Origin of the sequence: Oleiharenicola lentus (assembly GCF_051660365.1) — a bacterium.
GTDB classification, from domain to species: domain Bacteria; phylum Verrucomicrobiota; class Verrucomicrobiia; order Opitutales; family Opitutaceae; genus Lacunisphaera; species Lacunisphaera lenta_A.
The window spans coordinates 964,954-978,462 of record NZ_JBOZXB010000002.1 but is presented as its reverse complement, the minus strand read 5'-3'; the positions used below and the strand labels follow the sequence as shown (position 1 = coordinate 978,462).

The following is a 13,509-nucleotide window of genomic DNA, read 5'->3' as shown; positions in this document are numbered from 1 at the left end:
CTGAATCAGAGATGAGTGCAGCGAATCGACGCGCACTTATTCTGCGCGCAGGGCGATCATGGGATCGACTTGAGTGGCGCGGCGGGCCGGCACCAACGCGGCAATCAACGATACGACGGTCAGCAGCAGCATGACGCCGAGGTAGGTGACTGGATCGTGCGGGCTGATATCGAACAGCACCGTCTGGATCGCGCCGCCGCCGATGAACGCGATCGACAGCGCAACGACGACTCCGATGACAAGACCGAGGCCGATTTGAACGGAGGCTTGCTTGAGCACCATGCCGAGGATTTTTGAATTGTCCGCGCCGAGCGCCATGCGCACGCCGAATTCTTGCGTGCGTTGATTCACGGAGAACGACATCACGCCGTAGAGTCCGACTGAAGCGAGCAGCACCGCGACGCAGCCGAAAATCGTAAACATCACCGCGTTGATCCGCACTTGGCCGAGGAAGGAGTTCTGGTTGGCCTTGGGGGTATTCACGAAATACAGCGGCAGGTTCGGATCGACCTTCTTCACCTCGTTGCGAAGCGCCGCGAGCACCGCTTCGCCGGGTTGCCCGCCGCGCGGCCGCACGGCGATAGTCGCAAACTGGGGCGCGTTGTCCGAAGCAGTCGGTGAAAAGAGATTCGCGGAAAACGGCACGTAGTAACCGGCGTCGTCGGGGAGATTCGGATTATTGAACGGGCCGCGCATGCGGACATCGGTCACCACGCCGATGATGGTGCGCCACGGGGTGAAGGATTGGCCGTTGTTGAGCGAGATGCGGAAACGGCGGCCAAGCGCGCTTTCGTTGCCGAACATCTTTTTCGCGGACGTCGCATTCACGACGGCGACCGGTTGTTTCACGTCAATGTCGGCATCGTTGAAATCGCGTCCCTCGACCAGGCGTTGTTCGGTGACACCGAAGAAACCGGGCGAGATTTGTTCGAAGCTGAGGTTGGGGCGGTCGTTGTCGGCCTTGTATTCGCGACCTTCGATTTCGTGGCGCGCGTTGCCGGAGAAAGCCATGCGGAAACGATTCGTGAGGCCGGCGGCTTCGATCTCAGGATTCGCGCGCAGGGTCTGCACCAATCGGTCGTAGAAAAGGCGCCGCGCTTGGGAATTCGGATAGTCGCCGTCCATCAGGCCCATGCGGGCGGACATGATGCCGGCGGTGTTGTAGCCGTAGTCCACGCCTTGCTGTTTAAGAATCGAGCGAAGTTGCAGAATCGAACCGATGAGCAGGATGCAGGTGAGGACAATTTGGAACACCACGAGCCCGCGCGTCACGAGATTGATGGTGCGACTCGTGTTGCCGCGACCGCTTTCTTTGAGCGCTTCGCCGGCGCTGGTGCGCGAAGACATCCAGGCTGGCACGAGTCCGGAAAGCAGCGCGGCGGCGAGCGTTACGCCGACCGCCACCAGCAGCACGGTGGCATTGATATCAAACGTGATGTAAGCGGGCGGGGGATTCTCCATGCTGTGAATCGTTTTGGTCAGTAGATCGACTGCCCAGTAAGCGCCGCCGACGCCGATGATCGCGCCGAGGCTCGCGACGAGCAGGCTTTCCGTGAGCATTTGGCGAATGAGGCGGCTGCGCGACGCGCCGAGCGAAGAACGGATGGCCAGTTCCTTGCTGCGCAGGGTGGCGCGCGCGAACTGCATGTTCATCACGTTGACACACGCGATCAGCAACACGCCGCCGCAGAAGCCGAGCATCGCATACAAAATATTGGCGACGAAACGCGGGGTAAAGGTGCGCAGCAACGGTTCGACGTAGCCGGTGTTGAACTGCTTGTTGGTATCCGGATAATTCTCGGAGAAACTTTTCGCGAAGGTCTGCATCTCCGCGGTGGCTTGTTCGATGCTCACATTCGGTTTGAGCGCGCCGATGACGAAGACGCCGTTACCTTGGGCCGAGGTGTCGTTGCGGGCGCGCGGAGGGAACTCGCTGAAAAGCGGAATCCAGAGCTGCTCGTTTTGCGGAAACGCGAATCCCTCGGGCATTACACCCACGATGGTAGCGGGCTTGCCGTTGATGCGGAGCGATTTTCCGATGATGTCCGAGACACCCCCGAATTCGCGCTTCCAGATTTGGTAGCTGATAATCGCGACTTTTTCCGCGCCGGGTTGGTTGTCCTCAGCGGTGAAATCGCGGCCCATGATCGGGCGAATGCCGAGCGTGCGGAAGAAATCGTGGGTCGGATAAGCGCCGGTGAAACGCACGGGATTGCCATCGATGGTCGCGTTGACCGTGGAGCCGTTGATGTAACCGGTGAGGTATTCGAAGGATTTTTGCGTGGAGATGATTTCCTGGTAATCCAACGCGAAGATCTGTGACGCGGGGCCGAACTGGTTGGGTTGCGTCGGATCGATGATGTTGACGCTGACGAGCCGCTCCGCGTTCGGGAAATTGAAGCCGCGAATCATCGTGCCGTGGACGACGCTGAAGATCGTCGTCACGCTGCAAATGCCCAGTGCGAGCACGAACACGGCGAGGGCGCAGAAGCCTTTTTCTTTAACGAGCACGCGCAGGCCGATGCGGAGGTCTTGGAGGAACGTTTCGAGGAACATGGTGAGCAGGATTAAAGTGTGCTGGAGAGGATCGTGACGTTGCGCGCGGTCGCGGCTTCGCGGAGCAAGCCGCTACGCACAGGCTCGGCGCTTAAAACGACTGCGAGCAGGCAGAAGATCACGACTGCCAGCGTCGTTAAGCCGCTGCCGGCTCTGCGGATGTGCAGATCCCCATTCGAGGTGCGGGTGAACGAGAGGAGCCAAGTGTATTCAAAGCCGAGCATGTGCGCGGGAAATATTGCATGCCCGATGCCAAGCGAATCGACTGTTATTAGTGCCTCTATTTCAATGGTTAGGGAATAATTCGATCGGGCGGCAGCTCGGTGAATCGCCTGAAAATGAAATTATGACGTCCCGCTTTCGGGACGATTTCTTGAGCGACGGGGTGAACTTCCGATGGGGCCAACCGAGGTAATCTGGGCGGTAGTTCGCAACTCCTCTGCCGGCGCCTGGTCGGAATGGGCGATGTCGAACGAACTCATCATCGAGGGCCACACGCTGGCCCTGTCGAATCTCACCAAGGTGCTTTATCCCGACACGGGGTTTACCAAGGGTGAGGTGATTCGTTACTACATCGCGATCGGTGACGTGTTACTGCCACACCTGCACGGGCGCGCGTTAACGATGAAGCGCTATCCGGACGGCGTGGAGAAATTTTTCTTCTACGAAAAACACTGCCCGGATCACCGGCCCAAATGGGTGAGGACCGCGACCATCAGTTCGAAACACGGGAAGAAAGACACGACCTGTTACTGCCTCGCGAACAACCTCGCGACGCTCGTGTGGATGGCGAACCTCGCCGCGCTCGAGTTGCACATTTCGCTCGCGAGAGCCAGCGCCGTGCAACGACCGACCGCGATGGTGTTTGATCTCGACCCCGGCGAAGGCGCGGATCTCGCGGACTGCGCGCAAGTGGCGCTGTGGCTCCGCGAGAAACTGGCGATTTTAAAACTAAAAGCGTTTCCCAAAACGTCCGGCTCGAAAGGCCTGCAAGTTTACGTGCCGCTCAATACACCGATTTCCTACGAACGCACGAAGCCCGCCGCGCTGGCGATCGCCGAAGCGGTGATGCGTGACCATCCGGAAAGAGTGGTCACTAACATGCGCAAATCCCTGCGACGGGGAAAAGTGCTCATCGACTGGAGCCAGAACGATGACCATAAAACGACTGTCGCCGTGTATTCGCTCCGCGCGAAAGCGGAACCCAGCGTGTCGACTCCATTGAAGTGGACGGAAGTCGCTTCGCCTTTGATGCAGAAAAAACCTGCGACGTTTCGTTTCACCCCGGCACAACTGCTCGCGCGGGTTAAAAAACACGGCGACCTGTTCGCGCCGGTGCTTACTTTGAAGCAGACGCTTTGATGCGGCGTCTCCCCGGTGTAGCCTCCGCTTCGCGCACCACCTCGACGGCGGGTTTGTCGGCGCGCAATCCGAGGAATACCGGCTGACGCAGCAGTCCGTCATGCGTCCATTCGACAAAGCGCACCTGACAAATCAGTTTTGGTTTCAGCCACTGAACTGTCTTCATCGTGCGAGCGTTCATCGGCGTGCCGAACCGTGAGGCGTGGGTGAGCGGCAGGTTGACGAACGGGCATTTGTCGCTGCGGATTTTTTCGAACGAGTGATGTAGTGAAGCGAGCAAACGTTCGTTGAAGCCGGTGCCGACTTTGCCCGCGTAGAGGAAGCGTTTACCCTCGTAATAGCCCACAAGCAATGCGCCGAAGTAATTGCGCCCGCCTTGCGGCGGCGTGTAGCCGCCGATCACGAATTCCTGCTCGCGCGCCACGCGACACTTAAGCCATGCGCCGGAGCGGCGCCCGGGCTCGTAAGTTGAACCGAGCCGTTTGGCGACGATGCCTTCCAGGCCAAGCCGCCGAACTTGGTCGAGCAAAGCCGCGGGCTTGACGTCAAAAGAAGGAGAGATTCGCACCACGCCGGAGTGCTTCTTCGGCAATAGCGCCCGCAGTAAAAATTGCCGCTCTTCCAATGGCGTTTTCAGGAGGCTGCGCCCATTCAGACTCAGTAAATCGAAAACGTAATAGTGAATCGGCGGGCGCGGGCCTTCCGAACGATTCTGGAGTAATTGAAAGCGCGAATGCCCGTTGGCATCAACCGCCACGACTTCGCCATCGAGCACGGCTTGTTCGCACGTGAGCGATTTAAGCGCGGCGATTACCTCGGGATAATCGGCCGAAAGCGAAATGCGGTTGCGCGACCAGAGCTTTACTTCGCCGTTTTTTATGACCGCAAGCGCGCGGTAGCCGTCGAACTTCAACTCGAGTTGCCAGTCGCCTTCGGGGATCGAATCGACTGCGAGCGCCTTCATCGGCTCGATGAATTCAGCGTTGGCGGTGGGCTCGGTGGAAGCTACGGAGATTTTAGACGTGCGCCGAGCGGCTGCGGGCTTCTCCGGTTTGGGCACAGGGGCGTGGCGGGCTTGCTGGCCGCTCCGAATCTCATCCATGCTGCGGCCGGAGAGCACGGACATCTCGCGATGCGTTTTGCTTACGCCGGGATTTTTCGGGTTGGCGTCGCGATTTTTGAGGAGCAGCCAGTTGTGACGGTCGTTGTCTTTTTCTTTCTCCTTGAGACGCACGAGTGTCCATTCGCCGCGGCATTTTTCGCCGACCAAACCGAGGTGAATTTTTCCTTCGCGATAGGCGCGCACCGGGTCTCCGCCGCCAACGGTGTAGATGCCGCGATCCCAGAGCATCACAGGGCCTGCGCCATAATTTCCCTCGGGAATCACGCCTTCAAATTTTCCGTAGTCGAGCGGATGATCTTCGACCTCCACCGCGAGCACGCGCTGCCCGATGCGGGTGGGCAGGCCTTTCGGCACAGCCCAAGAGCGGAGCGTTCCCTCCATCTCCAACCTAAAATCAAAGTGCAGCCGCGTGGCGTCGTGTTTCTGGATGACGTAAGTTGGAAAAGGTGAGGCTTGGGCCGCTCGACCGCCGGCGGGTTCACCACTCTGCGCGAGCCTGCGCTTGCGATGATACGTCGCGAGCCGGGGATGCGCGTTTGAGGCGGACGCTCGCTTGGCCATGGCAAGACGGGATAAAAACTACGCGGCCTTACGGCGTTTCTTGCCGGTGGCCTTTTGACCTGAGCCAGAATCGTCGAGGCTCTTTTGCAGCAGAGCGACGAGATCGACCACGTTGGACGCGGCTTTGGGTGCCGTGACTTTTTCGGGAAGCTCTTTGCCGCCGCTTTCGATTTTGCGATCGATGAGCTTCATCAAGGCCGATGCGTAATCGTCGTTATAGCGTTTCGGATCCCATTTCTCCGTCATCTGGCTGACGAGCGTGCGCGCCATGTCGATCTCACGCTTCGACGGAGTCTTGGCCTTGCCCATGTGAATTGTGCTGCTGCTCACGAGTTCATCGGCGAAGTGCATCAGTTCGAGGACGAGCGCCTGGCCGTTCGCTTTGATCGCGGCAAGGTGCTGGCGAGTTTTGATTACGACTTTCGCGATGCCGGTTTTGCCAGTTTGAGAAAGCACGTCCCGGAGCAACGCATACGCGCTTCCGCCGCCGCGCAGTGGTTCGAGGTAATACGGTCGCATGAAGTAGATCGGGTTGATCTCGTCTAGCGGCACGAAATCCATGATGTCGATCGTCTGAGTGGCCTCGATGTCGACGCGCTTAAAGTCGTCGTCTTTGAGCACCACAAATTTGTTTTTCTGATATTCGTAACCCTTCACGATTTCATCCCACGGGACCTCGCGACCGTCGACTTGCGCGACACGCTTGTAGTTTACCGGGCTTAAATCTTTTGCGCGCAGCAGGCGAAATTTAAGTTCTTCGCGCCGCGTCGCGGCTTTCAAGGAAACGGGGATATTGACCAGCCCGAAACTGATCGACCCTTTCCAGATGGCGCGCGCGCCTTCACGAGGTTCATCGGACGAGGGAGCGGTGGAGGATTTTTTTCGCGAGGCCATGGCAACAACGACCGCCTCGGTTCGAAAGCAGTTCCGTCGCCGGGGGAAAATGTGTCGCTAAAAGGCTGAACACCGCATCCGGCATTTACCGGATGGGGAACTCACGGCGCGCTCACAAGCGTGGCGGCGAGGAGTCCGATGACGACTTCATTGGCCAGCGCGCGGACCGTGAGCGAGTGGAGCTGTTTTTTTGGATCGAGCGAAAGCGCGAGGACGGTCGCGGCCCCGCCGGGGATTTTCGCACCGACGCCTTTTGAACTGTAGACTTCGCCGGTCTTGAGTGAGACCCGCCACGGACGCGGTGCGTCGTGTCGAAACTGATAATCGTCGATGAAATAGTCCTGTTCGATCGGCCACCAGGTTTCCGGATTACGGAGCGCGAGGCGGTCGGTCGTGCCGTCAGTGTAGGTGACGATGACTTCGCCGTTGTCGATGCGGCTCTGCATCCAGTTGGTCGAACCCGCCATGAGCAAGTAAACGGCGGAAGCGCTGCCGTGGAGCGACACGGTTTTTTCGATAGGATAATTTTCCCAGTGGGAAGTGAAGAGCGCGTTGGGGGCGTCGGGAGAGGCTGGGGTTTTGAACACCACGCCATTGGTCAATTTGACTTCACCCGCGCGGCGCAGGCCGCCGTCGTCGATTTCCGCCGTCGCTGCGAAACTCCCGGCCCAGCCACCGAGGCCCTGCTTGGGCAGCGCGAGTGAGACGAATTTCGAGCGCGGGGCGCGGTATTCGTTGCGGAAGATTTGCGTGACGCGGTCGTTAAACGCGGACTGCAAATCGACCGGCGTAAATGTGGCCTGCGGAGAAATCGGCTCGAGCCAGGCGGGCTGCGCAGGCGATTCGGAGTTTGGAGTCGGTGCGCTCGTCACGACGAGCGAGCGTTTGGCCCCTTGCCAGATGACTTCGATCACGTAGCGATCCGCGACTGACGCGGGTTGCACAATCAGCGAACCATCCTCTTCGATTTGGGCGGAGACCTGGACACCGTTGATGTTTACCTGCGCGCTGCGACCGTGAGCGGGAAGTTGCATATGAAGTTTGAGCGGTCGCGTAAACTTTGAGACAACCTTGAAGGTTTCCCTTGCTCCAGAGCGTCGGTAATCAAATTCGAAATCGCCGTGTGCGATCGACGCATGATCCCATGCTTCCGGAAATCCGGGCGCGAGGCGCAGCGTTCCGTCGAGCAAGTCGGGGCGGACGCCGAAGAGTCCTTCGACGATGGCGCGCGACGTCACGCCGGAGCCGTCGGCGAAGTCGCGTTGCGACTCGCGGCGGTAAACATCGAGATACGACATCGAGCCAACATTGCCGGGACAAATCCCCATGAACATCGCGGCGAGGAGAGAACCTTTGGTGAGTTCCCACGCTTCCTGCGGACGGCCCGCTTGCCAGAACGCGAGCGCGGTGTGCAGATTTTCGCCCATGACGACATTGTTGATCGACCATTCGTAAGGCATCCAATTTGTCGTCGCGTAAACGTGATACTCGGCGTCATTCGGCACACCCGGTCCGTGGATGGGAAGCGCGGGCAAATTTTGTTTTACGTAATCGACCATGCGCCCGGCTTCGCGCGGAGTGGCTGCGTGGGAATCGATCGTGTGGTAAATTGTCCATAAGGCTGCGCTCGGGTGAACGAGTTGGCGTCCGAGTGAGTCTTTGAATTCCGCAAACGTGCCAGGGCCCTCGAGCCAGAGATGTGCGCGCATGCCTCGCGCAATGAGTGCGGCTTCGCGTTCGTAGGGCGTGGCGTCTTCGCCGAGTAATTTCGCGACACGCGCGGCCGTCGTGTGGTGATAAAAATTGTAAGCCGACGCGTGGGTGACGCCGCCCCCGTGGTATTGCAGGTCGTCGCTCGCCCAGATCGCGGCGTAGGCTTCGTAGAGCGGCAGCGTTTCGCCATTCGTGGTGAACTCGCGGCGAAAAAGACGTTTTTCCCAGGCGAGATGACGCTGGATGACCGGCCATAGCTCACGCGCAAACGTGAGGTCGCCCGTCCAGAGCAAGTGACGGAACACGGCGTCGATGTAGACGAGGTTCATGTCGTAGTGCGAATTCGAGAGGTCGCCGTTGCTGTGCAAGGCGACTTCGCTGCGCGCGAGATTGCTGTTTTCGTCGGGCGGCGGAATGCGCTCGGGAATCGCCGCAGTGTTCTGACGCGTCGCCCAATAGCTCAGGTGGCGGCGCGCGCGATCGTGCCAGCCGAGTGCGTCCATCGCGTAAGGCCCGCGCCAGCCAAGGAGACGTGAGCGCCACGCAATCGCGCCGTGCATCACCGCACCTTGCGGTTCGTCCCAAATGGCATCGGCGGCGACATTGAGCGCGCCGACGGCGGCGTTGAGAAAGGCATCGGGCGTTTCGACGCGAATTTGCGAGCGGAGTTTTGCGAAGTGCGTTTCGGCCGCCGTGAAGGTGCGCGGCAAATCATCGACGCGGTAAATCGGTAATGCTGTCGCCGAAGCGGGAGCTTTTTCGACAGACTCTTTTGTGCGATCGGTGACCGCGAGGTAGTCGGCGAGTTCAGTCGCGAGAGACGGAGAAACGCGTTGAATCGCGAGGTGCAGCGTGGTGTTCGCAGGGAAGGCCGCTCGGCCGACGAGGACAGGCGCGGTGGCAGAAGTGTTCGATGCAAGGATCGCCGCGCCGTAGCTCCACGCCTGCGCGTCGCCGATGTGGAGTTGGCTTCCGGCAGGCATGATACCGGCGAGCGTGGCATTTGGGGTTTTGAGTGAAAAATTGCTGCCGGTGATAGCGAATGTCTGGCCCGCGCAATGCTCGGGCTTGAGCTGAAAATATTCGCTGATCGGCACATTTTCGGTGCCGATGTCGCCGTCGCGTTTGCCGCGTTTACCGTTGGCGCCGCCGTAAGCCCAGATGAGTTCAAGGCCTGCGCAGATGTCGCGGCTTTCGACGCGCACGATGATTCCTTCCGTGGTCGCGGGTGCGATTAAGGTGAGTGTGAGCCGCCCATCGTCGCCAAGAAGTGGATCGCGGATTTCGTAGAGCATCGAACCCGGGCGGTAGCGCGCGATAATTTCTGCGGCATCGTTGAGCCAGCGGGCGCGGCCGTCAGTCGTGCGGATGCCGAGGCGCAAGTTGCCGCCGCGACCCGGCAAGTAGAGCGCGAATTCAGGTTTGTCGCCGGCGTCGACGCGGAAGGCGGTGTTGCCGCCGTAGAGCGGGCGGTTGAAAAATTCACCGCCGTTGCGGATCACGAAATCGCCGTTGTCCGGGGTGTAGCGCAGCGGACGCTCCAGTTGTCCACGGAGATTCGGTTGTCGCTGCGACGCGCTGAATGGTTGCGCCGGCGCGGAGATGATTGAAAACAAGCCGAGGACGCCGAGCAGGACAGGGGTAACGAATCTCATGGGCAAGCCGAGTGAAGTCCGCGACGTGGCGGGCGCGAGCGAGGAATGCGCGGACAGTCTGAATGCGTGGCTCTCTTGAAAAAGGAAAAGGCGGGATCGATTGATCCCGCCTCACCGGTGTAGAAATGGACTAACGGCTTACTTGGTTTCCGTGATGGAGATACTACCGTTGACGGTTTCGATTTCGAATTTGGGCCCGCCGGATCCGAGGTCGCCGCGTAGGGAGCGCCGGCCGGATTTCGACAGCTTGATGGCTTGATCGACGTTGACGCGGCCGTTGACGGTCTCGGCGTCGATGCTCGCGTTGGCGCCTTTCGGCAGAGCCACGGTGACGCGACCATTGACAGATTCGAGATCGACCGTCTGGACATTTTCCAAGGAAGCGAAAGCCACGTTGATGGTGCCGTTGACGGATTCCAGTTTGGTGGTGCCGCCGAGATCGCTCGCATTAATGCGACCGTTGACGACGTCGACATTCACGCGTCCTTTTACGCCGGCGATGGTGACCTCGGAGTTGACGGCGTCGATTTTTTCGAGCGTGGCGCCGGCGGGCACGGTGAGCTTGTAGGTCACGGAGCCTTCGACGTTGTTGAACTTCAATCCGGTTGGCTTCGCGTATTTTGTTTTGATGGAAAGAGTGCCGGGCTGGGTGTCGATCTCGACGGAAATGCGTTTCAGTTTCTCCTCATCCTTGGCACTTTTAACCGCTTCGAGCGCAACTTCGGCTTTGTCCCATGTCGTGATCTCGATGTTGCCATTGACGTTGTCGAGGCGGATGGCGCCGGTGGCATTGAGCGGATAATTTTGTTTAAATGTCTCGGTCACGGCGGCGTGGGCCGCAGCGGCGATGAGCAGGCTCGAGGCGACCAAGGCGGAAAAGCGAGAAGTGAAAATGTTCATGGGATGAAGATGGCAGTTGGGTGGTTCTGAAATGATAACCCGGCAACGCACGAAAAGTTTCAGGAAAAATTCGCCGGCAACGGCCATAAAAAAAGCCCGCGGTAAAAGCGGGCTTGGGATTTGATCGATGGGCGGAGGTTAGACGCGCTCGTTGATGACCGGATTGGCCAGAGCACCGATCTTTTCGATTTCGATAGTCACGCTGTCGCCGGATTTGAGCCAGCGTGGCGTGGGTTTGGCCGCCATGCCGACGCCTTGCGGTGTGCCGGTGAGAATGACGGTGCCAGGCACCAGCGTCGTGCTGCCGCTGAGAAATTCGATAATCGCGGGCACGTCGAAAATCATGTCGCTCGTGTTCGAATCCTGCACGCGTTCGCCGTTGAGCACGGTCGAGATGCGCAGCGTATTCGGATTAGGGATTTCGTCGGCGGTCACAAGGCACGGACCGAGGGGGGCGAAGGTATCGAAGGTTTTGCCGCGGCACCATTGGCTGCCGCCGAACTTGATTTGCCAGTCGCGCGCAGAGACGTCGTTCGCGCACGTGTAGCCGAGCACATAGCTCAGGGCATTTTCGCGCGTGGCGTTTTTGCAGGATCGGCCAATGACGATCGCGAGCTCGCATTCGTAATCGACTTCGTGACTTGCGAGTTTCACGGGGAGTTCAATGGCGTCGCCGGGATTTTGCACCGTGTTCACGCCTTTGACGAAAAGGATGGGGCGCTCGGGAATTTTTGCGCCGGTCTCGGCGGCGTGCTGGCGATAGTTCAAGCCGATGCAGAGCACTTGGGCGGGAGCGATGGGCGCGAGCAGTTTTTTTACGTCGGCTTTTTCGGTTGTAACGGAATGTTGGCCGTAAATGTCGCCGGAGATGCGGAGGGCGGAACCGTCAGCTTGTTGAGCGCCGTGGTGAATAGTGCCGGTGGAGTCGGAGTAGCGGATGATTTTCATGAAAAAGGTGGGAAGGGATTATTTTGCAGAGGAGCGCGAGGCGTCAACTACGGTGCAGTGAATACAGGCAGCATTTTAAAGCAGTGAGGGCAGGAAACGTCGGGCACATAGCGGGGGTCGGCTTGTTCGGCGACGGTGACAGGCATCTGGCAGCGGAAACAGAGCTCGGTGTCGGTTTCGCGTAATTCGGGATCCACGCCCACGCGTTTGTCGAAGACGAAACATTCGCCCTCGTAATGCGCGCCGCCGACTTCTTCGAAATATTTCAGGATGCCACCGTCGAGTTGATGCACGTTCTTGAAACCGACTTTCTCCATGAACGGGCCGGCTTTTTCGCAACGAATGCCGCCGGTGCAGAACATGACCACCGGTTGTTCTTTAAGCGCTTCCGGCAACTTCGCGACGGACGCGGGAAAATCGCGGAAGTTTTCGATACCCGCCGCCACGGCGCCATGAAAGGTGCCGAGCTTTACTTCGTAATCGTTGCGCGTGTCGAGCAGCGTGACGGGGCGGCCTTCGTCGAGCCATTGCTTGAGCGTATGTGCGGAAAGCTTGGCCGTGGGATTGCGCGCGGGATCGACGCCATCCACGCCGAACGCGATGATCTCTTTCTTGATTTTCACGAGCATGCGATTGAACGGCTGGTCGTCGCTCAAGCTCTCCTTCGGCGTAAGTGTTTCCAATCCCGCGATGGCGCGAATCGCGACCAGCAGTGTATCGATCGACTCGCGGCGGCCCGCGACGAAAAGATTAATGCCTTCCGTGCTCAGCAGAATCGTGCCGCGCAGTCCGTGTTCCAGACAGATTCCGAGCAAGCGTTGTTTCAACGCAGGCAAATCATCGAGCGGCGTGAAACGGTAGGTGGAAATGTTAACGATTGAAGACATCGACGAATGGTCAGGGTAGCCGCGAAATCAGCGCGGCGGCACGGTAAAAGTTTCCCCGACGTTCAGGGCGAGCAGTTGCATGCGGCGTTTTTGTCCGGCGAAAGCGGCGTGGAGGCGTGCAGCGGGTTCGTTCATGGGCTCGCTACTGAGTTTAAACGTTTGGTGGTGGATCGGCACGAAGCTACGCGCGCCGGCTTGTTCGGCCATGGCGACCGCCTGCTCCGGGTCGCAATGGGCGCGGATCCATGGGTCATAAGCGCCGATCGGCATCAGCATCAAATCAGGTGACTGACCGTTTTCGCGCAAACGCGCGAAGGCTGCGGTGTAAGCCGTGTCGCCCGCGAAACACACGGAGCGGCCCGCGCGTTCTATGAGGTAGCCGTTATAGCCACGATACTCGTCACGCATCATGCGCGCGCCCCAATGATTCACTTCCAACGCGGTGACACGCAGCGCGCCGACTCGTGTTTCCAAATCGATGCTCTGGCCCCAATCCAGTTCGTGCACGCGATGAAAACGTCGAACCAGATCGCTCGTGGCTCGCGCCGTGACGACGATCGTATCGCGAGAAAATTTTCGCAAACTCCAGCGATCGAGGTGATCGAAGTGCGCGTGGCTGAGCACAATCACGTCGGGCGCGGCGAATTCTTTGACGCCTAACGCTGGGCGCAGATATCGCTTCGGCCCGAGAATGAGCGGTGGCACGCCGGGTCCGACGCGTTTGGAAAACACCGGATCGGTGAGGATGCGCAGACCGTGGAAATTCAGCAGCACGGTCGAATGGCCGAGACAGCTGCCGGTGAGTGCATCGTCGGGCCACGTTTGCGATTGCGGACGCGAGGTCGGAGCGGCGGGCGCGCCGCGCCCGTCAAAAATCATTTTCCAGATAAACCGCAGCTTCGGCATCGCG

At 59.3% G+C, this 13,509-nt stretch carries 10 protein-coding genes; 1 reads left to right on the top strand and 9 read right to left on the bottom strand.

The genetic code is table 11. The features are described from left to right. Window positions 1-36 precede the first annotated feature (36 nt). Together ACRRQW_RS19025 and ACRRQW_RS19020 are read right to left on the bottom strand one after the other, a co-directional pair. Window positions 37-2,556, bottom strand: coding sequence for an ABC transporter permease (locus ACRRQW_RS19025; protein WP_438483204.1), 2,520 nt, complete (start codon window positions 2,554-2,556; stop codon window positions 37-39). An 11-nt stretch (window positions 2,557-2,567) separates the two neighbouring features. Next, window positions 2,568-2,780: a hypothetical protein gene (locus tag ACRRQW_RS19020; protein ID WP_438483203.1), complete on the bottom strand. Its 213-nt coding sequence runs from the start codon at window positions 2,778-2,780 to the stop codon at window positions 2,568-2,570. Window positions 2,781-3,021: 241 nt separating this feature from the next. Here ACRRQW_RS19020 and ligD (ACRRQW_RS19015) point away from each other — a divergent pair, with 241 nt between their 5' ends. After that, the gene (ligD, locus tag ACRRQW_RS19015; protein ID WP_438483302.1) at window positions 3,022-3,918 is read left to right on the top strand and encodes a non-homologous end-joining DNA ligase; all 897 of its coding nucleotides are present in this window, start codon (window positions 3,022-3,024) and stop codon (window positions 3,916-3,918) included. On the opposite strand, the gene ligD (ACRRQW_RS19010) is transcribed toward ligD (ACRRQW_RS19015), so the two are convergent. From ligD (ACRRQW_RS19010) to ACRRQW_RS18980, 7 genes are all read right to left on the bottom strand, one after another. Further along, a complete protein-coding gene (gene ligD / locus ACRRQW_RS19010) occupies window positions 3,896-5,602 on the bottom strand; it encodes a non-homologous end-joining DNA ligase (RefSeq protein ID WP_438483202.1) in 1,707 nt (568 codons plus the stop codon). The two genes, ligD (ACRRQW_RS19015) and ligD (ACRRQW_RS19010), sit on opposite strands and share 23 nt — an antisense overlap. 18 nt (window positions 5,603-5,620) lie before the next feature. Next, window positions 5,621-6,496: a Ku protein gene (locus ACRRQW_RS19005; RefSeq protein ID WP_438483201.1), complete on the bottom strand. Its 876-nt coding sequence runs from the start codon at window positions 6,494-6,496 to the stop codon at window positions 5,621-5,623. A gap of 101 nt (window positions 6,497-6,597) precedes the next feature. After that, a complete protein-coding gene (locus ACRRQW_RS19000) occupies window positions 6,598-9,864 on the bottom strand; it encodes a DUF4450 domain-containing protein (protein WP_438483200.1) in 3,267 nt (1,088 codons plus the stop codon). 138 nt (window positions 9,865-10,002) lie between these two features. Beyond that, complete coding sequence (locus tag ACRRQW_RS18995) at window positions 10,003-10,764, bottom strand: DUF4097 family beta strand repeat-containing protein (RefSeq protein WP_438483199.1); 762 nt, start codon at window positions 10,762-10,764, stop codon at window positions 10,003-10,005. A 138-nt stretch (window positions 10,765-10,902) separates the two neighbouring features. Continuing rightward, window positions 10,903-11,712, bottom strand: a complete 810-nt coding sequence (locus ACRRQW_RS18990; RefSeq protein ID WP_438483198.1) for a fumarylacetoacetate hydrolase family protein — start codon at window positions 11,710-11,712, stop codon at window positions 10,903-10,905. Between the two features lie 47 nt (window positions 11,713-11,759). Continuing rightward, a complete protein-coding gene (locus ACRRQW_RS18985) occupies window positions 11,760-12,599 on the bottom strand; it encodes a sulfurtransferase (protein WP_438483197.1) in 840 nt (279 codons plus the stop codon). Between the two features lie 27 nt (window positions 12,600-12,626). After that, on the bottom strand, window positions 12,627-13,505 hold the full coding sequence (locus ACRRQW_RS18980; protein WP_438483196.1) for an MBL fold metallo-hydrolase: 879 nt from the start codon (window positions 13,503-13,505) through the stop codon (window positions 12,627-12,629). Window positions 13,506-13,509 lie beyond the last annotated feature (4 nt).

Coding starts and splice junctions, on each gene's coding strand:
- ligD (WP_438483302.1), top strand. CDS start 3,022: ATGTCGAACGAACTCATCATCGAGGGCCACACGCTGGCCCTGTCGAAT.
- ACRRQW_RS18995 (WP_438483199.1), bottom strand. CDS start 10,764: ATGAACATTTTCACTTCTCGCTTTTCCGCCTTGGTCGCCTCGAGCCTG.
- ACRRQW_RS18990 (WP_438483198.1), bottom strand. CDS start 11,712: ATGAAAATCATCCGCTACTCCGACTCCACCGGCACTATTCACCACGGC.
- ACRRQW_RS19005 (WP_438483201.1), bottom strand. CDS start 6,496: ATGGCCTCGCGAAAAAAATCCTCCACCGCTCCCTCGTCCGATGAACCT.
- ACRRQW_RS19020 (WP_438483203.1), bottom strand. CDS start 2,780: ATGCTCGGCTTTGAATACACTTGGCTCCTCTCGTTCACCCGCACCTCG.
- ACRRQW_RS19025 (WP_438483204.1), bottom strand. CDS start 2,556: ATGTTCCTCGAAACGTTCCTCCAAGACCTCCGCATCGGCCTGCGCGTG.
- ACRRQW_RS19000 (WP_438483200.1), bottom strand. CDS start 9,864: ATGAGATTCGTTACCCCTGTCCTGCTCGGCGTCCTCGGCTTGTTTTCA.
- ligD (WP_438483202.1), bottom strand. CDS start 5,602: ATGGCCAAGCGAGCGTCCGCCTCAAACGCGCATCCCCGGCTCGCGACG.
- ACRRQW_RS18985 (WP_438483197.1), bottom strand. CDS start 12,599: ATGTCTTCAATCGTTAACATTTCCACCTACCGTTTCACGCCGCTCGAT.
- ACRRQW_RS18980 (WP_438483196.1), bottom strand. CDS start 13,505: ATGCCGAAGCTGCGGTTTATCTGGAAAATGATTTTTGACGGGCGCGGC.